This window comes from Shewanella khirikhana (assembly GCF_003957745.1).
Taxonomy (GTDB): Bacteria; Pseudomonadota; Gammaproteobacteria; order Enterobacterales; family Shewanellaceae; genus Shewanella; species Shewanella khirikhana.
On the sequence record NZ_CP020373.1, the window covers coordinates 4,133,238 to 4,151,198 of the forward strand.

The 17,961-nt window shown below is 57.5% G+C and carries 13 protein-coding genes; 7 read left to right on the forward strand and 6 right to left on the reverse strand.

What is annotated here, in order from left to right; translation table 11 throughout:
* The first annotated feature begins 12 nt into the window (after positions 1 to 12).
* The 4 genes from recF (at position 13) to STH12_RS18205 (ending at position 8,042) form a co-directional block, all read left to right on the forward strand.
* Positions 13 to 1,095 (forward strand): DNA replication/repair protein RecF, encoded by a 1,083-nt coding sequence (recF, locus tag STH12_RS18190; protein WP_126168864.1) that lies wholly within the window; start codon positions 13 to 15, stop codon positions 1,093 to 1,095.
* A 92-nt stretch (positions 1,096 to 1,187) separates the two neighbouring features.
* The gene (gene gyrB, locus STH12_RS18195) at positions 1,188 to 3,605 is read left to right on the forward strand and encodes a DNA topoisomerase (ATP-hydrolyzing) subunit B (protein WP_126168865.1); all 2,418 of its coding nucleotides are present in this window, start codon (positions 1,188 to 1,190) and stop codon (positions 3,603 to 3,605) included.
* Positions 3,606 to 3,862: 257 nt separating this feature from the next.
* Entirely contained in the window at positions 3,863 to 6,511 is a 2,649-nt protein-coding gene (locus STH12_RS18200; protein ID WP_126168866.1) for a TonB-dependent receptor, read from the forward strand.
* Between the two features lie 73 nt (positions 6,512 to 6,584).
* Entirely contained in the window at positions 6,585 to 8,042 is a 1,458-nt protein-coding gene (locus STH12_RS18205) for a tryptophan halogenase family protein (protein WP_126168867.1), read from the forward strand.
* Positions 8,043 to 8,053: 11 nt separating this feature from the next.
* On the opposite strand, the gene STH12_RS18210 is transcribed toward STH12_RS18205, so the two are convergent.
* Positions 8,054 to 8,920 (reverse strand): helix-turn-helix domain-containing protein, encoded by an 867-nt coding sequence (locus tag STH12_RS18210; RefSeq protein ID WP_126168868.1) that lies wholly within the window; start codon positions 8,918 to 8,920, stop codon positions 8,054 to 8,056.
* 235 nt (positions 8,921 to 9,155) lie between these two features.
* Here STH12_RS18210 and STH12_RS18215 point away from each other — a divergent pair, with 235 nt between their 5' ends.
* Genes STH12_RS18215 through STH12_RS18225 form a run of 3 tightly spaced genes read left to right on the forward strand, consistent with a single transcriptional unit; the run spans position 9,156 to position 13,829 of the window.
* Positions 9,156 to 10,364, forward strand: coding sequence for an MFS transporter (locus STH12_RS18215; RefSeq protein WP_126168869.1), 1,209 nt, complete (start codon positions 9,156 to 9,158; stop codon positions 10,362 to 10,364).
* Positions 10,364 to 11,248, forward strand: a complete 885-nt coding sequence (locus STH12_RS18220) for an ROK family protein (protein ID WP_126168870.1) — start codon at positions 10,364 to 10,366, stop codon at positions 11,246 to 11,248. The genes STH12_RS18215 and STH12_RS18220 overlap by 1 nt, the downstream gene beginning before the upstream one ends.
* Positions 11,229 to 13,829: a family 20 glycosylhydrolase gene (locus STH12_RS18225; protein ID WP_126168871.1), complete on the forward strand. Its 2,601-nt coding sequence runs from the start codon at positions 11,229 to 11,231 to the stop codon at positions 13,827 to 13,829. The genes STH12_RS18220 and STH12_RS18225 overlap by 20 nt, the downstream gene beginning before the upstream one ends.
* A 104-nt stretch (positions 13,830 to 13,933) precedes the next feature.
* On the opposite strand, the gene pcp is transcribed toward STH12_RS18225, so the two are convergent.
* From pcp to STH12_RS18250, 5 genes are read right to left on the reverse strand one after another with little or no spacing between them, the layout of a single operon-like run.
* The gene (pcp, locus tag STH12_RS18230) at positions 13,934 to 14,587 is read right to left on the reverse strand and encodes a pyroglutamyl-peptidase I (RefSeq protein ID WP_126168872.1); all 654 of its coding nucleotides are present in this window, start codon (positions 14,585 to 14,587) and stop codon (positions 13,934 to 13,936) included.
* Between the two features lie 11 nt (positions 14,588 to 14,598).
* Positions 14,599 to 15,582 (reverse strand): DUF979 domain-containing protein, encoded by a 984-nt coding sequence (locus STH12_RS18235; protein WP_126168873.1) that lies wholly within the window; start codon positions 15,580 to 15,582, stop codon positions 14,599 to 14,601.
* Positions 15,579 to 16,319, reverse strand: coding sequence for a DUF969 domain-containing protein (locus STH12_RS18240; protein WP_126168874.1), 741 nt, complete (start codon positions 16,317 to 16,319; stop codon positions 15,579 to 15,581). Before STH12_RS18240 ends, STH12_RS18235 begins: the two co-directional genes overlap by 4 nt.
* Entirely contained in the window at positions 16,309 to 17,034 is a 726-nt protein-coding gene (gene pxpA, locus STH12_RS18245) for a 5-oxoprolinase subunit PxpA (RefSeq protein WP_126168875.1), read from the reverse strand. Before pxpA ends, STH12_RS18240 begins: the two co-directional genes overlap by 11 nt.
* Positions 17,027 to 17,959, reverse strand: coding sequence for a 5-oxoprolinase subunit C family protein (locus STH12_RS18250; protein ID WP_126168876.1), 933 nt, complete (start codon positions 17,957 to 17,959; stop codon positions 17,027 to 17,029). The genes pxpA and STH12_RS18250 overlap by 8 nt, the downstream gene beginning before the upstream one ends.
* Positions 17,960 to 17,961 lie beyond the last annotated feature (2 nt).

Genomic DNA, 17,961 nt, shown 5'->3' on the forward strand with positions numbered 1-17,961 from the left:
GTCTTTGTTGGTATGAGCCTCAGTCGTCTTTCCATCGACGCGTTTCGCAATATTGATTCAGCCCAGCTTGCCCCAGGCGCCGGGCTGAATCTCATTTATGGCCACAACGGCAGTGGCAAAACCAGTATTCTTGAAGCCATTTACTTTTTGGGCATGGGCCGCTCGTTTCGAAGCCATTTGTCCCAGCGGGTTATTCAGAACGACGCCGACAGCCTGACCCTGTTTGCCATTGCTGCGGGTCAGCAAGGGGAAAGCCGCATTGGTCTGCGGCGTCATCGCAGCGGTGATACCGAAGTCAAAATCGATGGTGACAAGGTGAAACGCCTGTCGCAACTCGCCGAGGCGCTGCCTATTCAAGTGATCACTCCCGAGAGCTTTTCGCTGCTGTTTGAAGGCCCATCGGCCCGGCGTCAGTTCATTGACTGGGGCGCCTTTCATGCCTCAAGACAGTTTCATTTGGCGTGGATGAATACAAGGCGGATTTTAAAGCAGCGAAATCAGCTGCTTAGAGATGGCGCCAGTTACGAACATATCGCGTTCTGGGATCAGGAATTAGTTCGCTATGCCCTTGAAGTCACAGAGATAAGAAACCATTATGTAGGCTCGTTAAATGGCGTGCTTAAGGGTATAATCGGGGAGTTTTTACCCGATGTGGATATCCGGGTTTCTTTCACCCGTGGCTGGGACAGCAAAACGGAGTTTTCCGACCTGCTCAAGGCCCAGTATTCGCGGGATTTGGCCATAGGCCATACGGTCAGCGGCCCCCACAAGGCAGACCTCAGACTGCGGGTTGGCAATTTGCCCGCACAGGACGCGCTGTCCCGTGGACAATTGAAGTTATTGGTGTGTGCCCTGCGCATTGCCCAGGGTAAGTTGCTCAAGCAACAAATCGATAAACACAGCATCTATTTGGTGGACGATCTGCCCTCCGAGTTGGATGCCAAGCACAGGCAACTGTTGCTGAAAGAGCTTATAGATACCGGCGCTCAGCTGTTTGTAACCGCCATCGAGCCTTCAGCAATTGTGGATTCTTTGCCTGTGCCCCCCGACAGGATGTTTCACGTACAGGCCGGCCGGGTAACAGAGACTAAATAAGGAAGGTGCGGCACAGGCGGGGCAGTCCGTGGTGCCGTCGCAGTGCTTTTTGGGACTTATTTTGCCCCTTCCATAACCGACGAGAGAGAAATATGTCAGAGAATACTTACGATTCGTCGAGTATTAAGGTACTTAAGGGCCTTGATGCAGTACGCAAAAGACCAGGGATGTACATTGGTGACACCGACGATGGTACGGGTCTGCATCACATGGTATTTGAAGTCGTCGATAACTCTATCGACGAGGCGCTTGCCGGTCACTGCAGTGAAATCACCATCACCATTCACGTGGATGGCTCAGTATCGGTAAAAGACGATGGCCGTGGTATTCCTGTGGCAATTCACCCGGAAGAAGGCGTGTCTGCCGCCGAGGTGATCATGACCGTGCTGCACGCCGGTGGTAAGTTCGACGACAACTCCTACAAGGTGTCAGGTGGTCTGCACGGTGTGGGTGTGTCTGTGGTGAACGCCCTGTCCAAGAAGTTGCAGCTGACCATTCGTCGTGACGGCAAGGTACACGAGCAGTTCTACACCCACGGTGTACCTGATGCGCCAATCAAGGTTGTTGGTGATGCCACCAAAACCGGTACCGAAGTGCGTTTTTGGCCAAGTGAAGAAACCTTCTCCGACACCCTGTTCCATTTCGATATTCTCGCCAAGCGTGTGCGTGAGCTGTCGTTCCTGAACTCAGGTGTGGGTATTCGTCTGGTTGACGAGCGCGACAACAAAGATGAATTCTTCAAATATGAAGGTGGTATCAGTGCTTTCGTTGAGTACCTGAACCGCAACAAGACCCCGGTAAACAAGGACATCTTCCACTTCGCCCAAGAGCGCGAAGACGGTATCACAGTGGAAGTGGCCATGCAGTGGAACGATGGTTTCCAGGAAAACATCTACTGCTTTACCAACAACATTCCCCAGCGTGATGGTGGTACCCACCTTGCCGGTTTCCGCGGCGCGCTGACCCGTAACCTCAACAACTATATGGAAGCTGAGGGTTACAACAAGAAGAACAAGACCAACGCCACCGGTGACGACGCCCGTGAAGGTCTGACCGCCGTAATTTCGGTGAAGGTGCCTGATCCCAAGTTCAGCTCCCAGACCAAAGACAAGCTGGTATCCAGCGAAGTAAAAAGTGCGGTTGAACAGACCATGGGTGAGAAGCTCGGTGATTACCTGCTGGAAAACCCGGGTGATGCCAAGCTGATTGTTGGCAAGATCATCGACGCGGCCCGTGCCCGTGAAGCGGCCCGTAAGGCCCGTGAAATGACCCGTCGTAAAGGCGCGTTGGACCTCGGTGGTCTGCCAGGTAAGCTGGCTGACTGTCAGGAAAAAGATCCCGGACTCTCCGAAATCTACATAGTGGAGGGTGATTCGGCCGGTGGCTCTGCCAAACAAGGCCGAAACCGTAAAAACCAGGCGATTCTGCCACTGAAGGGTAAAATCCTTAACGTAGAAAAAGCCCGTTTCGACAAGATGCTGTCTTCTCAGGAAGTGGCAACCCTTATCACCGCCCTGGGCTGTGGTATTGGCCGCGACGAGTACGACCCGGACAAGACCCGCTACCACTACATCATCATCATGACGGATGCTGACGTGGACGGTTCTCACATTCGTACCCTGCTGCTGACCTTCTTCTTCCGTCAGATGCCTGAGCTGATTGAGCGCGGCTACGTGTATATCGCCCAGCCACCACTGTACAAGGTGAAAAAGGGTAAGCACGAGCAGTACCTGAAGGACGACCCGGCTCTGACCGAGTTCCTGACCACAGGCGCACTCGACGGCGCTTCTATTCACCCATCACAGGGCGCTCCCGGCATGAGCGGCGAGCCACTGGAAAAACTGGTGAATCAGTACCGCGAAGTGGAAGGCATCATCGCCCGTCTGGATCTGCGTTATCCGGAAGTGCTGACCGATCGTATGCTCTACCACCCAGTGCTGAGCAACGACATGCTGGCTGATCAGGCCAAGGTACAGGCCTGGTGTGATGCCTTTGTGGCCGATCTGGTTGAGCGTGAAAGCAGCGGCGTACTTTACAACGCCGTGGCCGAGCACGACCCAGAGCGTCAGGTGTACGTACCTAAGGTGACCCTGCGTCGCCACGGTATCGACCATGAGTATCTGTTCAGCTACGACTTCTTCCAGTCCAGCGACTATCGCAAGCTTGGCGCTCTGGCCAACGCCCTCGATGGCCTGATTGAAGAAGGTGGTTACGTACAGCGCGGCGAGAAAGTGAAGCCGGTGACCAGCTTTATCGAAGCCCTCGACTGGCTGGTGGGCGAGTCCAAGCGTGGCCTCTACATCCAGCGCTATAAGGGTCTGGGTGAGATGAACCCAGAGCAGCTGTGGGAAACCACCATGGATCCTGAAAGCCGCCGTATGCTGCAGGTAACCATCGAAGATGCTATCGCTGCTGACCAGCTGTTCACCACCCTGATGGGCGATCAGGTTGAACCGCGCCGCGACTTCATCGAGGCCAACGCCCTCAACGTGGCCAACCTCGACGTATAATCGTCCGGTTCGGAATAAAAAGGGAAAGCAGCTGCTTTCCCTTTTTTTATTAACCCTTTCGTATAACCTCTTATAAAACAGCCACTTTTTATGTGGTTATCTCAGTGTCATTTCGCCGCAACAGCGCTGTCATCCGGGTGTCAAATAGCAGAGAAAAATACCAATGCCGGGATGAATAGTACCGCCCAAGGCTTGGCTATCCCTGTAAGTTAGCCTGAAGAAAAAAACAACACCCATAACAACAGGGAAGCAAGGACATGTTAAATCAGCGGATATTTAAAACCTCCCTCCTGGCCGTTTGTGTGGCTCAGGCATTGGCGGGCACCCAGGTGCATGCAGCCGAAACCGGGGAGGCCGAAGCGGCCAACGCCAATGTGGAAGTGATTGAAGTACGTGGTATTCGCCGCTCGGTGGAAGCGTCGATGAACACCAAGCGCTTTGCCAATGCCGTGGTGGATGCAGTCACGGCAGAGGACATCGGCAAGTTCCCTGATAAGAACATAGGTGACGCGCTGCAGCGCATATCCGGCGTGTCGGTGGATCGCCAATACGGTGAAGTAAGCGGCGTGACCATTCGCGGTACCGCCCCTGAGCACACCCGCATTCTGCTGAACGGTCAGACAGTTGCCAGCACCTCTTGGTATGACCTTGGCCCAGCCAGCCGTACCTTTAACATGGAACTGCTGTCTGCCGAACAGGTCGCCGGAGTTGAAGTGTTCAAGACGCCGGAAGCCGCCATGGAAGAAGGCGCGCTCGGTGGTACTGTTAACCTGAAAACCCGCAAGCCGCTGGAGCTGGATGCCCATACCTATCAGGTGTCGGCCGAAGCGTCCCAAAGCAGCCTCTACGATGACACCAAGCCCAGCTACTCTTTCCTTGGCAGCTGGAAAGATGAAGATGCCCGTTGGGGTGTGCTGGCCGCTTACTCGGTGGAAGAAATTGTCGATGGTCGCCATGTGATCGAGTCGCTCTCTGGCTATTACGAATACTTTGCCGAGGATGCTGCCACCGGGCAGGAATCTACCGTCGGCGCCTGGGGTATTGGCTCTCAGGTTTACAAGGCCGAGCGTGAGCGCAGCAGTGCTCAGCTGACCCTGCAATTTGCCCCCACCGACGCGCTGGAGTTCAGCCTGGACTACTTCCGCTTCGAGCTGGATAACCCCCATGTAAACCACAACTTCCTGACCATAGGTGCCCGCGGCGCCGGTTCGTCCAACGTGGTGAACAATGCTCAGGGCGGTACCGCCCAGGCCACCATTGCGCCGGGCTATGCCTCCATTATCTACAACCCTGTGGTGCGCCAAGCGGTGAACATGGAGTCGGACGTGCTTAACCTGTCGGGCAAGTACAGTGGCGATGGCTTTGATTTATCAGGCGTGATTGGCCGTTCCACTTCTGAAGGTGGCACCCAGGGCGGCGCGTCCAGCTGGTGGATCCCGGCGACTGACGATGGCGACCGCATTGGCGACCCGGCCTTCCCCGATGGTCAGGGCGGCACCGATGGCGGCTTCAGCTACGATGCCACCGGACCTTATCAGGTGTGGCTGACCAGCCTGGATGCCACCAATGCCAGCGAGCTTAAGTTTGCCCAGGAAGCCAACTACGAAACCACAGTACAGGACCACGATGTGCGTTATGCCCAGCTGGATCTGAGCCTGCCGCTGGATGGTGACTTCTTCAACAAGCTGGATGTGGGCGTGAAGTACAACAGCAGCGACTTCGAGCGCGTTGCCTTTAACCGTAACCCCTCTGAAGTGATTGGTTTTGTGCCCAACGGCAACTTCTCCAACTGGAGCGGTGGTGTATTCAGCGGCCTGCACAGCCAAAGCAGCGGCCACACCCTGAACTCGTACGCCTATCTGGATGCCGATAAGTGGTGGGCCTTTATCAGCGACAAATATGCCAACGGCGAGCTGGTGGAAGTGGCCAACTACGGCAACACCTTTACCGTGTCTGAGGACATGCTGGCGCTCTATGTTCAGGCCGATTTCAGCGGTGAAAACTTCCGCGGTAACATGGGCCTGCGCTATGTGGATACCAGCCAGACCTCATCGGGCTTTACCCGCAACGGCGGCGATATTTCTCCGTTCGAGGAGGATGCCAGCTACGACAACTGGCTGCCAAGCATCAACTTTGCCTACGACCTGAATGACGACCTTATTCTGCGTGCTGCGGCATCCAGCGTTATGTCCAGGGTTAACTACAGCGACCTGAACCCGGGTCTGGCCATCGAAGCCAGCTTCGGTTCAGCCAGCGGCGGTAACCCCTTCCTCAAGCCTTACGAGGCAAACCAGGCCGACTTGGGTATCGAGTGGTACTTTACCGAGTCGTCCATGGCGTCTGCGGCACTGTTCTACAAAGATATCAGCAACATGGTGTTCAACACCCAAACCGTGGAATACGTGCAGGGTTGTGGTGCCAGCGAACCTGAGTGGAGCAAGTGCCGGGTAACCAAGCCACAGAGTGGCGGCGATGGTGAGGTGCTGGGTCTGGAGCTGCAACTGCAGCACAACTTCGACAATGGCTTTGGTTTTATTGCCAACTACACCTATGTCGACAGCGAAACCCAGACTCCGGATGGAACCACCCAAATGGTGCCGGGCGTATCGGAAGATACCTTCAACACCACGGTGTTTTTCGAGAACGACTACATCAGTACCCGTATCGCCTACAACTGGCGCTCTGAGTACATTGGCGTAGGCAGCGTGCAGAACGTGCTCAACGACAGCTATCAGCAGGTCGATGCCTCTATCATCTGGCATGCCATGGAAAACCTCGATATCAGCCTCGAAGGTGTCAACCTGACCAACGAAGTGGTTCAGTCCTATGACGTGAACTACGGTCTGACCCAAAACACCATCGAGTTTGGTTCGCGCTACTTCCTGGGAGCGGCTTACCGCTTCTGAATCTGAGCCAAAGAAAAGAGCCGATCCTGTATCGGCTCTTTGTGTTTGGGAAAGGCCTTGGTTGGAGGACAGGATGCAGCAGTTCGACTTGCTGATTGTGGGCGGTGGCAGCGCCGGTTGGATGGCGGCGGCACTGTGCAGTCGCTTGCGGCCCCAGTGGCGTATTGCGCTGGTGGAGTCGGAGCGGATTGGCACCATAGGTGTTGGCGAAGGCTCTACGCCGCACTTTGGCCGGCTGATGGCGACGTTGGGGCTGGCGGAGTCACTGTGGATGCCCGAGTGCGATGCCAGCTTTAAAACCGGCATTGATTTCGGTAGCTGGGGTGGTGATGAGCAGCGCTACTTTCACCCCTTCCTAAGCCCGATGGATCTTAAGGCGGCGGAGGTATTTTACCTTGGCGCCAACGCCAGGCGTCGTGGCCGTGGTCCCTGGACCGGCCCGGATGAGTATTTCATTGCCGCAAGGCTTGCCAGAGCGGGTGTTGATCCAATCGCGGCAAAGCCGCTGCCGGCGCCACTGGAATACGGCTATCACTTCGATGCTGCCAAACTGGCGGTGCTGCTGCGCCGGGTGGCCGAAGGCGCAGGTGTGCAGCGTATCGCCGCCGAGGTGGTGCAGGTGCACATGCAGGATGCGGACACACTGGCCGGGCTGAGCCTTTCCGACGGTCAGCGTCTGGATGCCAGCCGTTTTATCGATGCCAGCGGCTTTGCTGCGCTGCTGATTGGCGATGCGCTGCAGGTGCCGTTTGAATCCCTGGCAGACAAGCTGTTATGCGACAGCGCCGTGACTGTGGCCACTGAGGCGGTGTCCGGCATGCCGTTCACCCGCGCAGAGGCGTTGGAAGCCGGCTGGCTGTGGCAAATTCCGCTGGCCAGCCGTACCGGCAATGGCTATGTCTACAGCTCGGCTCACTTGAGCGCCGATGAAGCGGCCTTCAGGCTCAGGGCGCGCCTGGGATTGACGCCCGATGTGGCAGTAAAACACTTGGCGATGAAAGTTGGCGTGCGCAGCCGCTGCTGGCAAGGCAATGTGCTTGCCATCGGCCTGGCGCAGGGATTTGTGGAGCCGCTGGAAGCCACATCCTTGATGGTGACCCAGCATACCCTGGAGCAGTACCTGCAACAGGAGGCGCTGGATACGCCGCTGGTAAGCCGTCAGCAGGCTTTTAATCAGGCCTGGCGAACCCTGATGGATGGCATTGTGGACTACATTCAGGCCCATTATCTGTGCGCCCGGCGCCGGGACAGTGAATTCTGGCAGACGGCCAGCCAAACACCGCCAGGGCCTTTGCTCAGCGAGCTGCTGACCGTGTGGCGAGCGGGCGGGGATCTGGATGCCTTTTTACATCAGCATGACAGCAAACTGGCCTATTTCAGGCCCAGTTGGTATGCGCTGCTGGCAGGGCTGGATGACAGAAATCCCCAACTGGTCATGCCATACCAGCCTCCGGCGGCAGACTTGCGCGCGGCGGCATCGGCGTTCAGTCAGCGCCTGATGCAGCAGTTTTTTACCGCCAAAGCCGGTTAGTCAGTGCGGCGTTAAATGGGCACTGACTTGCCGCGAAAGCGCTGGCGGAACAGGCTGGGCTGAATACCTTTTATCTGCAAAAAGCGCCGGTTAAAGTTGGACAGGTTGTTGAAGCCACACTGGTCGCTGATGGCCGAAATCGGGCTGTGCTGGGTGATCAGCAGCTTGCAGGCCTTGGCAATCCGCAGCTGATTGATGAACTCGGTGAGGGTTTTTTCGGTTCGCTGTTTGAAGAAACGATGAAAATGGTTGGTGCTCATATGGGCCAGCTTGGCCAGCTCGCCTGCGCTCAGTTCAGTGGTGTAGTTTTCGTAGATGTACTCAATCACCCGGTCGAGCTTTTTCACCGCGTATTCCTGCTTGCTGTTATTGGCATACAGGGTACTGGAAAGTGCGTGGGCGCTGCGGTCGGTTAGCATAAGTTGCAGCAATTCCAGCAGCAGGATCAGCCTTCTGAGCGGGGTGGCCTGTTCCATGGCTTCAAACAGCGGCAGGGCGGCTTTGGCGTTGGCTTCACTGAATTTCAGCCCCCGGCCAGCCTGATTCAACAGCGGTGCCAGCGCGGCAAACTCGGGCTGATCGGCCAGCTGCTGATGCAACCAGCTGGCGGGCAGCTGCGCCACATACACCCGCTGCTCGATACCACTGAGCTCAGACTGCCAGGCGTGGGGCATATCCGGGCCGATGAGCACCAGATCCCACTCGCCATAACGACCAATATGATCGCCCATATAGCGCAGCCCGCGGCCCCCCAGCGTCAGGCAGATTTCATATTCGGGGTGATAGTGCCAATTGAATTCCATCTCCAGCCAATCGTAGCGCCCAAAACGCCAGGAACTGTTTTCATCCGGGATGACTTTTTCACATAAGGGCTTCATTCCTTTGAACTCCTTTGTTTTCGCAGGGGGATGGCTATGAAAGCCCAACTCCATTGTGCTGTCCATTCGCCTTTTCGGTAATACCGGATTCTGTACGCTTGATACTTTTCTATCGCAATTGCCGCGCCGGCGCCGGTTTCGGGTGCGTGAAAAGTACCGATACCGGTGGCAGGGGTATCACCGGTGGCGAATGCCTGCGGTCACAATAGCTTGAAATCCCACAGAGGAGCTGACCGTGAATAACCGATGGATAGTGCTGTATGCCCTGATCACCTTTTTTGTGATCTCACTGATAACCAACAGCATGGGGCCAATTTTCCCTGCGCTGATTGACAGTTACAACATTGGCCTGAGCCTGGCCGGGCTGTTTCCCTTCGCCTTTTTTATCGCCTACGGGGTGATGTCGATTCCCGCCGGTATGCTGGTGGAAGCGCAGGGCGAAAAGCGGGTGATGTTATTGGCATTCGGCCTCGCCTTTGTGGGTGCCAGCGGGTTTTATTTGTATCCCAGCTTTACCGTGGCCATGGTCAGTCTGTTTTGTATCGGGGCAGGCATGAGCCTGCTGCAGGTGGCGATTAATCCGCTGCTGCGTCAGGCCGCGGGCCCGGAGCACTTTGCTTTTTTCTCGGTGGCAGCCCAGCTGGCATTCGGCGGTGCCGCCACCCTGACACCGCTTATCTATCAGCAATTGGTGACCGATAACCCCGACACCATGGCCTGGCTGGGGATGTATGCCCTGTTTGCGTTGGTGGCCGTGCTGATGCAATGCCTGACCTGGTTTTTGCCCATCAGCCGGGTGGTACGGGTGCAGGATGAGCGGGTCGGCAGCTGGCACAAACACAAGGCGCTGTTTGCCGATGCCACTGTGCGTAAATTCTTTTTCGCCATTGTCGCTTACGTGGCGCTGGAGCAAGGAGTGGCCAATGCCATTTCTGTGTTCCTCGAGCACTACCACGGCCTCGACAGCGTGGCAGTGGGCGCCTCTGTGGTGAGCGACTTCTGGCTCTATATGACCCTTGGCTGCGTGCTGGGCTTGCTGCTGCTCAAGCTGGTGGACAGCCAGAAACTACTGATTTTGTTTTCCCTGGGGGCAACGACTGCGTTCTTGCTCGCTGTCTGGGGCGGAAGCCAACTGGCTGTACTTTGTTTCCCATTGGTTGGCTTCTTTATTTCTATTATGTGGTCGGTGATCTTCTCGCTGGCACTCAACTCGCGGGCGGAGGATCACGGCGCATTTGCCGGTATTCTCTGTACCGGCATCATAGGCGGCGCCCTGATTTCGCCGTTGATTGGGCTGGTTGCTGAGTGGTTTGTCAGCCTGAGGCTGGGACTCATGGTGTTGCTGCTGCCCCTTGGCTATATCGCCTGGGTTGGTCTGAGCGCCACGCCGCTGGTGCGAAACCGTACCCTGCTTGGTGGTCAATCGGCCGGGGAGCAAGCGTGATGAGTGTGCTGTGTTTGGATTTGGGCGGCACCAAGCTTGCCATTGGCCGGGTGGCTTACCCCGATAAGCATGAGACTCAAACCTATGCGGTTGCGGCCATTACCCGATTGCCCGTGCCGCAGCAGGCCGACTATGCCGGGATGCTGCTGTTTCTGATCCAGGCCATTGAGCCGCAGCTTGATGGCTCGGTTCGGGGCATTGCGATTGGTGTGCCGGGTACTGTATCGCTGCAAAATGGCACCTTGCTGGAGGTGATGAATCTGCCGTGCCTGATTGGCAAGCCACTGGCTGTCGACCTCGAAGCGCGTTTTCAGCTGCCGGTGAGTTTGAATAACGATGCCAACCTGTTCGCCCTCGGTGAGTCGGTGCTCGGCAACAAGCGGAATTTACTCGGCATTACCCTGGGCACAGGGGTGGGCGCCGGTGTGGTGTTCGATGGACGCCTGTATTCGGGCAAGCACTGCGCTGCGGGGGAAATTGGCTGCTTTCCCTATCTCGATGGCATTATGGAACACTACTGCTCGGGGCAGTTTTTCCGCCGCTTTGCCCATTGTCCCGGTGAGCAGGTGCGGGCACGGGCGCTGGCGGGGGATACAGATGCGCTGGTGCTGTTTCAGCGCTTTGGCGAGCATCTGGCTGAGCTGATTTATCAGACTCTGCTGGCCTACGATCCGGCTGAAATCGTGCTGGGTGGCTCGGTCAGTCAGGCCTTTTCGCTGTTTAACGACGCGCTGTGGCAGCGGCTTGCTGAACGCGCCGATGTCAGTCGCCTCGAGGGCCTGAGCATTCGTCCTTCCACCGAGGCCAATGCCGCGCTGATTGGCGCTGCCCACTGGTTTTTCCAACATCAAGGAGAGAGCAACCATGAAATGGCTGTGGCCTGATTTATGCCTGGGCGCGGGCTTATGCCTGAGTGTGAGTGTGTACGCTGCGCCATCCGCCGACACCCTGAGTGTTCAATATCGGCTCGAAGACAGCGCGGCCAAGCACTGTCCGGCTGCACAGCGCCGCTGCTACCTTTCCAGCGTGACATTGACCTCGCCAAACGAGGTGGCAGCAAGCGACTGGTCAATCTACTTCAGCCAGCTCACCCCCGTGTATCAGGTAGAGGGCGACGAGTTTGTTATTCGCCATATCAACGGTGATTTGCATCAGTTAAGCCCGGGGCCCGGTTTTAACGGCTTGAAGGCCGGGCAGGGCCACAGGGTGAGTTTTTACAGCAAGGGCTCACAAATCACCCGCTCTGAATTTATGCCGAATTTTGTGTTGCTGGCGGCTGGGGAAGCGAAGGTGATTGCCAGCACTCAGTTGCAACATGACCCCGAAACCGGCCTTGAGCGGCAGCCGTATCTGGCGCCGTTTGATTCTGCTGCCCAGTTTCTGCTTGATGATCGGGACAAGACCCCGCTGGCTGACGGCGAGTGGTTGTATGACTATTACGCAGGGCTGGCGAGCCTTGATGGCCTGAAGGCTTTAGCATCACAAACGCCTGCGCTTATCCCTATGCCGGTGCAGATGAAGGCTCATTCGGGTGACGGCATTGCCATCGCCAGCGGCTTTAGGCTCAAGCTTGAGGCCGCCAGCACCGATGAGGCAGCCCGGATGTCAGCTGCCATGGACGCTGCGCTGTCGCGGCTGGCGTCGCTGGGGTTTAAACCATCGCCAACCGGCGTGCCGCTGGTGGTGTCCCTCATGGCAGCTGATAGTGCCAGGCCTGTAAGTCCTGAGGGCTATCGGCTCTATATCGAGGCCTCAGGCATTCGCCTTGAGGGCGACGGTGAAGCCGGGCTCTTTTATGGCCTGCAAAGCCTGGCGGGTTTGATTACACCTGCAGAAGACAAACTGCCACTCGTGAGCATTAACGACAGCCCGCGCTACGCCTTTCGCGGCATGCACGTGGATTTGGCGCGTAACTTCCACTCGCTGGCGTTTCTTGAGCGTTTGATTGTGCAGATGGGCGCTTACAAGCTCAACAAACTGCATCTGCATCTGGCCGATGATGAAGGCTGGCGGCTGGAGATCCCCGGGCTGCCGGAGCTTACTGAAATAGGCGGTCGCCGCTGTTTCGATTTGGATGAAAACCGCTGTTTGCTGCCCCAGCTTGGCAGTGGCATCAGCGGCTCGTCACAGGTGGATGGTTACCTGAGTGTGGCTGATTATCGGCGCCTGCTGCGCCTGGCCACCGCGCACCATATCCAACTCATTCCCTCGCTGGATATGCCTGGGCATTCACGGGCGGCGATTCAGGCCATGGAGGCCCGTTATCGGCGCCTGATGGCATTGGCAAAGGACGCTGAGGCCAACGAGTATCTGCTGACCGAATTTACCGATACCACCCAATACCAATCGATTCAGTACTACAGGGACAACACCTTGAATGTGTGTCTTGAGTCGACTTACCGTTTTGTTGGCAAGGTGGTGGATGAGATTGCGGCCATGCACAGCGCCGAGGGCGCACCTCTGTCGCTGTATCATATTGGCGCCGATGAAACTGCCGGAGCCTGGGTTGAGTCACCGGCCTGTGAGGCGCTAAGAGCGAAAGAGCCGAAAATCCACAGCCTCAATGGTTACTTTATTGAGAAGGTGAGCGCCATGCTGGCCGGGCGCAATATCCGGGTGGCCGGCTGGAATGATGGCATGGGAGAAACCCGCCCCGAGCTGATGCCGCGCGAGGTGCAATCCAATGCCTGGAGCCTGCTGGCAGAAGAGGGGCATCAGGTCGCTCACCGGCAGATGAATCTGGGCTGGCAGGTGGTGATTTCCACCCCGCAGGTTACTTACTTCGACTTCCCCTATGTGAGCCACCCAGAAGAAACCGGTAACCACTGGGCGACCCGGGCGCTGGACAGTTTTAAGGTGTTCAGCTTTATGCCGGACAATCTGCCTGCTCATGCTGAGTTCTGGACCGACGTTCGCGGCCAGGCCTATCGCGCCGATGATAAGGAGCCCTTGTTGCCGGGCAAAAAGGCGGCGGGGCTGCAAGGCCAGTTGTGGAGCGAGATGATCCGCAGCGATGCCATGGCGGAATACATGATTTACCCGCGGATGCTGGCGCTGGCCGAACGCGCCTGGCGCAAAGCGGATTGGGAGCTTGAGTATCAAAGCGGCCGTCATTTCAGCCGTGAAACCAGCTACTTTGACAAGGCACGTCAGCAGGCAAGAAGTCGTGATTGGCAAGGCTTCGCCAATGCCCTTGGTCAGCGTGAGTTCGCCAAGCTGGAGAAGGCGGGTATTTTCTATCGCATCGCGCCGCCGGGTATCAAAATTGAACCGGGCGTGAATGCGGCCCCGGCGCAATTACACCTGAATCACCCATACCCGGGCACCAGGCTGGAATTTCGGCTCGATGGTGGCGACTGGCAACCATGGACCGCACCCGTAGCTGTCAGTGGGAAAAACGTCGAGGCGCGGGCGATAGGTGCCGACGGCAAGCGCCGCTCCCGCAGTGAACAGCTACGGCTGTAAGGCGCATAAGCCTCAGGGGATTAATGAGTAAAAAGGGAAAGCTGTGCTTTCCCTTTTTTATGCGCCTAAAGCCAGCAGGTAAAAGTATTTGCCGAAGAAGGCCATCAGTGGGTCAGTCCTGCGCTCTCGTGGATGTCGGTGGCCGTGGTGACGGCTGTGGCCAGCATCAGTCGCAGGCCGTGGATAACGGTTTCCAGCGCCATTGATGGCGTGCCCGGCAGCCGTGAGGCTTGTTCGGGTGCCAGCGGAATATGCAAAAAGCCGCCGCGGCATTCAGGGGTTTGGCTTAGCTGATGCAGCATGCCATAGAGCACATGGTTGCAGACAAAGGTGCCGGCGGTATTGGACACGGCCGCAGGGATCCCGGCTTCGCGCAGGTCGCGCACCATGGCCTTGATGGGCAGGGTGGCAAAGTAGGCCGCCGGACCCTCGGCTATCACGGGTTCATCGATGGGCTGCTGGCCTCGATTATCGGCAATACGGGCATCGTCGATATTGATGCCGATACGCTCTAGGGTCAGCTCACTACGTCCGCTTGCCTGACCAACACACAGCACCAGAGCTGGCTGGTGGTACTCAATGGCCTCGGTCAGCTGGCTGAGCGCATCGTGGAATACGCAGGGCAGCTTGATGGCCTTGATCCTGTGGCGGCAGATAAGCTCGCCATCGAGGTTTTTTACTGCTTCCCAGGATGGGTTAATTACCTCGCCGCCAAAGGGTTCAAATCCGGTGAGCAAAATCAGTGGCACGGGTTTCATAATGGGCTCGCTCAGTCAAAAACGATGAAATACATCAGGAATATGTTGGTTGTCAGCAGCGCCAGCGCCGTAGGGATCTGCACCTTGATGACCTGATACTTGTCGTCGAGGTCGAGCAGCGCTGCCGGCACTATATTGAAGTTGGCAGCCATGGGCGTCATCAGGGTGCCACAATAACCCGAGTACATGCCAATGGCCATCAGGGGCGCCGGGCTGGCGCCTTGACCCTCAATCAAAAACGGCAGGGCGATACCGGCGGTCATCACCGGGAAGGCGGCAAAGGCATTGCCCATGATCATGGTAAACAGCGCCATGCCCACACAGTAAATAACCACCAGTCCAAAGCGATTATTGGGGTCTACAAACAAACTGACCAGCGCCTTGATGCTGTCGCCGGTTTGCGCCACGACAAACACTCCACCAAGCATAGCCAACATTTGTGGCAGAATCGCGGCCCAGCCGATGCTGTCTACCAGTCGGCGCGACTCGGCCACCGCCTTGAGCGGGTTATCGCCGGTCAGACGCCAGCCCACCAGCAGGGCGATGCCGCATGCCAGCGCCAGTGCCGCCAGGGTTTGATGTTTGGGGTCGAGCAGGAGCACATCACCGACGCTGACTCCAGCAAGCAGCAGGGTAGCCGCTACCGTCAGCAGGGGGATAAGCAGTGCCGGCAAAAAGATGCGATTACCCAGCCGCTCGGCGCTGGCCGCTTTCTGCGCCGGGCTGGTTTCCTGATAGCTGCCTAGGCTGACCCAGCCCATTCCTGCCAGCAAGGCGATGCCAATCACCATGGCGCCGGCAATCTGGTGCGCCAGTTTGGCGCCCAGGGTATCTACCGCCAGATCGCCAAACAGGAACAGGCTGCCAAACAGACCCCAAAACAGGGCCGTGGTCAGCCGTTTGGGATGTTGTTTGTCTTTCAGGGTCAGTATCACCAAAATGGCCACCACCAGCCCAATCAGCAGATAGATATCGTCGATACTGATAAGGCTCATGCTTCGGCCTCCTGCTGATTGGCATCTTCCTTCGCTTGCCATTGGGCGATATCGCGGCGAATGCCGGCTTCCAGCCTTGAGAGCCGGAACAGATGAATAATCAGCGCCGCGACGGCGGTGGGGATTGCCCACAGGCCGATGTGCAAAGGTTCGATGCCGTGGATGCCATTTTCTTTGAGAAAGGCATCCATCAACAGCACGGCGCCGAAGGCGATAAAGATGTCTTCACCAAAGAACATGGCCACATTGTCACAGGCTGCGGCGTGGGCAGCGATTTTGTCGCGAATGGGTTTGGGCAGTGGCCCGTAGGCATTGATGGCGGCGGCTTCGGCCATGGGGGCCAGCAGCGGTCTCACCGTTTGGGCATGGCCACCAAGGCTTAACAGCCCCAGCGCGGCACTGGCTTCGCGCACCACAAAGTAGAGCGACAAAATGCGCGCCGTGGTGGCGCTTTTGATGGTGGCAATCCAGCCCTTGGCACGCTCCCTGAGGCCGTGCCGCTCCAGTAGCGCTATCACCGGCAGGATCAGTAAAAAAGACGCCAACTGGCGGCTGGAGAGAAACTTCTCGCCAAAGGTCTCCAGCAAAGTCGCGGCATCCATGCCAACGGCCCAGCCGGTAATCAGCCCCGCGAGGGTAACAACCAGCAAGGGGTTGAATCTCAATGCGAAGCCCAGCACCACCACGGGTATGCCGATCAGCGGCCAGTAGTTGAGGGCGAGCAGCTCATTCAGCATGGCTTGCCTCCTGCAATGCCCGTATGCGGCGGGCAAACTGCAGCGCCTCGGGATTGTCACCGTGCAGGCACAGGGTGTCGGCCCTTAGCCTGAGTGGGGTGCCATCGATACTGGTGAGCTTGCCCGACATTAGCGCCTGCACCTGTGCCAGCGCTTCGACTTGGTTGTGGATCACGGCCCCCGGTTTTTGCCGCGACACCAGGGTCGCGTCGGCCTCGTAGCGGCGGTCAGCAAAGGCCTCCGCCTGCACCTTAAGGCCTGCCTCACTGGCCCATTGCAGCAGCGGGCTTGCCGCCAACCCCATTAATACCAGCCCGGAGTCGACGGCCTGTATCGCCTCGATAAGGCATGTGGCCAACTCTTTATCGAAAGCGGCCTGATTGTAGAGTGCGCCATGGGGTTTCACGTGAAACATCGCAGCGCCTTCTTCATCGCAAATCTGCTTCAGGGCCTGGATTTGGGCGATAAGGCTGGTGGTCAGCTCGGTGGCATCCATGTTCATCGGCAAGCGGCCAAAGTTGACTCTATCGGGGAATGACGGATGGGCGCCAATCAGGCAGCCGTTTGCCATGGCAAGCTTTACCGTGGCGCGCATGCTGTCTGAGTCGCCGGCGTGGCCACCACAGGCAATGTTGGCGGCATCCACCAGCGCGAGAATCTCGGCATCAAAAGGATAACCTTCGCCCACATCGGCGTTTAACTGAAGATTAGACATGGGCTTCTCCGCTGCCCAGGGCACGGCCGAGGCGATAAAAATACTGTTTCCAGCGTTCACAGGCCGCCAGCGCTTCTGCGCGGTCGACCAACACAAATTGCAGTGATTGCCCTGGCCGAGCCTGGGCGAGTTTCCACAGATCGGCCTCAATCACTGTGGCCACAATCGGATAACCGCCGGTGGTTTGTGCATCGTTTAACAGCACTATGGGTTGTCCCGATGGCGGCAGTTGAATGACCCCGGGGAACACGCCCTGGGAGGCCATCTCCAGCGGCGCCTTCAGGCGCAGCGCTGGCCCCGTCAATCTGGCACCCATACGATTGCTGCTTGGCTGTAATTGCCACGTTGACTCTGTGAGTATTGAGGTTTCGGCGAGCAGGGGATATTGCGGCCCTGGCAACACCCTTATCTGATTGTCCCAGGGGCTTTGCATAGCGCCTACCTGATGCTTCAGCGGCCGTTCTGGCCCAAGCTCAAGTCGGTCGCCGGACCTCAGTGCTCGTCCTTCAAGGCCGCCCAGGCCACTGGATAAATCTGTGCTGGCCGAGCCCATAAACAGGGGCACCTGAATACCGCCGTCCACCGCCAAATAGGCTCGCATTCCTGCCTTTGGGCCGCGTAGGCTAAGTGTCTGTCCGGCTTTAATCAGGCTGCGCCAGCCGCTCCAGACCGGCTTGGCATCGATTCGGGCATCGAAGTCGGCACCTGTAAGCGCAATCCAGGCATCGCGATTAAATCTAAGACTCGACTGACCGAGAGCAAACTCGAGGCCAGCAGTGTTATCCGGATTCCCCAGCAACCGGTTGGCGAGCAGCAGAGCCTGACGGTCCAGCGCGCCACTGCGGGGCAGGCCCAGATGGGCAACGCCGCTGCGGCCGAGATCCTGTACCGTGGTTTGAATGCCTGCCTGCAGCACTTCCAACATGA